Genomic DNA, 3,777 nt, shown 5'->3' with positions numbered 1-3,777 from the left:
CTGCGTCGCAGCGAACGGGATTCGCCTAAAGGCTAAACACCAACGGTTACTGCATCCCTTCAAGGAGAAAAGCGATTGATCACGGGATTGTTTTCATCAGGAATGGATGACGCGTTGGCCGTCGTGACCGGTCAATGGCTGCTGCACCAGCTGATGATCTTTGCGATGGTCGCGGCCCGACTGGGCGGACTGGTCATCGCGTTGCCGACGTTGGCCAGCGGCTTGCCGGCGCGAATCCGAATCCTACTGGTGCTCGCGATCACATTGGTTCTGGTCCCCGGTGTCGGTGCCGCGGTAACCGTCGACGGCGCTCGGCTTTCCGGGGTGGAGATCGTTTTTGCCGCCGGCCGAGAGATCATTTTCGGGATGGTGATCGGGGGCGTCGTTCAATTGCTGGTCTCGGGCATCGCCCTGGCCGGCGAACTGATCTCCAACGCCACGGGAATGCAACTGGCTCAAACGGCCGATCCATCCAGCGGTGAATCGGTCCCGCAACTCTCCCGGCTACTGGGATTGCTGGTCACCGCCATCCTGTTCGCCGCGGGCGGCCATCGGTTGTTGATCGACGCCTTGCTGACCAGTTTTTATCAAATCCCACCGATGACGGTCTCGATCGACCAAACCCTGTCCGCCCTGGTGATCGACCATCTGGCGATCGGGATCGAATCGGGGCTGCGCGTGGCCGCGCCGGTCGTCGCCTGTGTCTTGCTGACCAACCTGGTCGTGGCGTTGGTCAGCCGGACCGTTCCGCAATTGAACGTGCTTGCGATCGGATTGAACATCAACGTGATGGCCGCCCTGCTGCTGATGGCGTTGACGATCGGATCGGCCGGATTGGTGTTTGAAACCGAACTCTCCAACGCGATCGCGCGATTGGGACTCGAATAATGTCTGACAAAATCCATCCCCCGACACCGCGCCGTCGCAAGCAAGCGAAGGAGCAGGGCAGGGCACCGCGGAGCGGGGATGTGGTGTCCGCCGGCCTGTTGTTGGCGACCACCGGTTTACTGGCGTGGTTCGGTCCGGGGCTGGCCCAATCGCTCACCGCCTCGCTGACCGAAACGCTCAGCCGGCCGGCCGAACTCTCACTCAGCCAGTGGGAATCGCAACGGATGATCGTCAAGGCGTTTGCGGCCGTCGGCAGCCTGTTGCTGCCACTGCTCGTCGCGATGATGATTTGTGGGATCGGGTTGAATCTGATGCAAACCGGGCTGATGATGACGCCTTCCAAACTGGCTCCCTCGCTGGATCGGATCTCACCGGCGGCACGTTTGCAATCGATGACGTCGGCGCGGTCGCTGGGGCGATTCGCGATCACGCTGCTCAAACTGATCGCCGTCAGTGCGGTCGCGATCGGGGTGGTGCGATCCAGTCTGCCAACCTTGATCGGCGTGACGCAGATGCCGATCGCCGCGATCGCGACAACGATCTTCGACACCTTGATCGAGTGTTGTTTCTGGATGGGCGCGACCCTGTTGGCGTTGGCCTGTGTCGACTATTCCCTGGCCCGTTGGCAACACGAACGCGATCTGATGATGACCGAGCAAGAGCTGCGTGAGGAAATGCGCGATGCCCAGCGGGCCGCCGCCGGGTCGACCGCCAGGACTCAGGCGGTCCAGAACGTGGCGTAAGCTTCCAGCTTGCGTTTGACAAGCGTGGCGTAAGCTTCCAGCTTGCGTTTGACAAGTGAAACGAGACGGCAAGCTGGAAGCTTACCCCACTTTGTTGATCAAAATGACTTGACGCCCCTTGGCCCTCTGATTTACCTTAATGGCATGAACATCAGCCTGCTAACCATTCTACTCCTCCTACTACTGCCATTCGGGCGGGAGATGAAGGTTTGCACGCTTCGCTTGACATGCCGCTGACACGCGGAATCAAACGACAAAACAGCGAAAACCCGAGTCCCCGAGGACTCGGGTTTTTTTGTTCCTGAAACAATTGTCCCGGGTTTTTGGGATCCCCGTGTTTTTTAAATGCCACCCGCTTCCCATACTATCCCGACTTCTTTCATGGACACCGTCATGGAATCCGCCACCCCCGACTCTCCGATCGCCACCCGCGAAGCCGTGCCAGACACTCCCCCCCAAACCCAGCGTCAGATCCGAATCTTTGACACCACGCTTCGCGACGGCGAACAGTCCCCCGGGGCGAGCATGAATTTGGCGGAGAAGCTGGAGGTCGCCCACGCGTTGGCAGACCTCGGTGTGGATGTGATCGAAGCCGGTTTCCCGATCGCATCGCCGGGTGACTTCGATGCGGTCAAACAGATCGCCGAAACGATCAAAGGCTCGACGATTTGTGGCTTGGCCCGCTGCAGTGAAAAAGACATCTTGCGTGCCGCCGAGGCGGTCGAGAACGCCGAGCAGTCTCGCATCCATGTCTTCTTGGCAACCAGCGCGATCCATCGCGAGTTCAAGTTGCGGATGACACCGGACGAAATCGTCCGCCGCGCCGTCGAAGGCGTCAAACTGGCCGCCAGCAAGTGCGACGACATCGAGTTTTCGCCCGAAGACGCTTGCCGCACCGAACACGATTTTCTGTGCCGCGTGGTCGAAGCCGCGATCGACGCCGGCGCGACGACCATCAACGTGCCCGACACCGTCGGCTACGTCACGCCCGCGGAGATCTACAAGATCTTTGACATGCTCCGCAACCGCGTGCCCAACATGGACAAAGCGGTGCTCAGCACCCACTGCCACGATGACTTGGGGATGGCCGTCGCCAACAGCTTGGCGGCCGTCGCGGCGGGCGCCGGCCAAATCGAGTGCACCATCAACGGCATCGGCGAACGCGCCGGCAACGCGGCCTTGGAAGAAGTCGTGATGGCGATGAAGACGCGGGGCGATTTCTACGACTGCACCACCCGAATCAATTCCCAGCGATTGGTCCCCGTCAGCCGCCTGGTCAGCAAGGTGACCGGAATCAGCGTGCAACGCAACAAAGCCATCGTGGGACGCAACGCGTTCGCCCATGAATCGGGGATCCACCAAGACGGTATGCTGAAAGAACGCAGCACGTATGAAATCATGTCGCCCGAAGAAGTCGGGTTTGCCAAGACCGACCTGGTGCTGGGCAAACACAGCGGACGGGCCGCCTTGGCCGACCGCGCCAAAACACTCGGCTTTCACATCGACGGCGAGGAACTCAATTCGGTCTTCGAACAATTCAAATTGTTGGCCGACAAGAAAAAGGAAATCTACGACGGCGACATCATCGCGCTCGTGCAACAAAAGATCAGCACCAGCGGTGGCCAAACCTGGTCCCTGGTCGACTACGAAGTCACCTGTTCGAAACAGCAATCGCCCAAAGTGAAATTGACGCTCAGTGACGGCAGCCAAGAGAAGTCCGCCGAAGTCACCGAGGGTGACGGGCCGATCGATGCCGCGTTTTGGGCCGTCGAGCAGATCACCGGCGTGCAACTGGTCTGCAAAGACTATCGCGTCCGCAGCGCCACCCTCGGCCGCGACGCGATCGGCGAAGTCAACTTGGAAGTCGAACACAAGGGCCGACTGTATCGCGGCACCGGCGTCAGCACCGACAGCGTCGAAAGCACGATCCTGGCCATGCTGAACGCGATCAACCGCATCGCCGCCGAGTGAACGAGTACTTGTTCCCAGGCTCCGCCTGGGAACACACTGTTTTGGAGGCTCTGCCTCGCGTCGGCCGGAGGCGGAGCCTTACCCCGTGAACGATTTGTTAGCGGCAGGGCGCGAGCCCTCCGGTCGTTCACGGTGTTTTTGAAGCGCGACCGGAGGGCTCGCGCCGTTCCGCTAA

3 protein-coding genes are annotated in these 3,777 nt (G+C 60.4%); all 3 read left to right on the top strand.

Annotation, left to right across the window (positions count from 1 at the left end; translation table 11 throughout):
- Positions 1-75: 75 nt before the first annotated feature.
- The 3 genes from NZK35_RS05710 to NZK35_RS05700 all read left to right on the top strand — a co-directional run bounded on the left by NZK35_RS05710 (position 76) and on the right by NZK35_RS05700 (position 3,602).
- The gene (locus NZK35_RS05710) at positions 76-888 is read left to right on the top strand and encodes a flagellar biosynthetic protein FliR (RefSeq protein ID WP_259631631.1); all 813 of its coding nucleotides are present in this window, start codon (positions 76-78) and stop codon (positions 886-888) included.
- Positions 888-1,631 carry an EscU/YscU/HrcU family type III secretion system export apparatus switch protein gene (locus tag NZK35_RS05705; protein ID WP_259631630.1) on the top strand — a complete coding sequence of 248 codons (744 nt, stop codon included), beginning with the start codon at positions 888-890 and terminating at the stop codon, positions 1,629-1,631. Before NZK35_RS05710 ends, NZK35_RS05705 begins: the two co-directional genes overlap by 1 nt.
- Positions 1,632-2,024: 393 nt before the next feature.
- Positions 2,025-3,602 (top strand): 2-isopropylmalate synthase, encoded by a 1,578-nt coding sequence (locus tag NZK35_RS05700; RefSeq protein WP_407699767.1) that lies wholly within the window; start codon positions 2,025-2,027, stop codon positions 3,600-3,602.
- Positions 3,603-3,777 lie beyond the last annotated feature (175 nt).

This window comes from Stieleria sedimenti (assembly GCF_025060895.1).
Lineage (GTDB): Bacteria > Planctomycetota > Planctomycetia > Pirellulales > Pirellulaceae > Stieleria > Stieleria sedimenti.
This window is presented reverse-complemented; position numbering and strand designations above follow the sequence as displayed.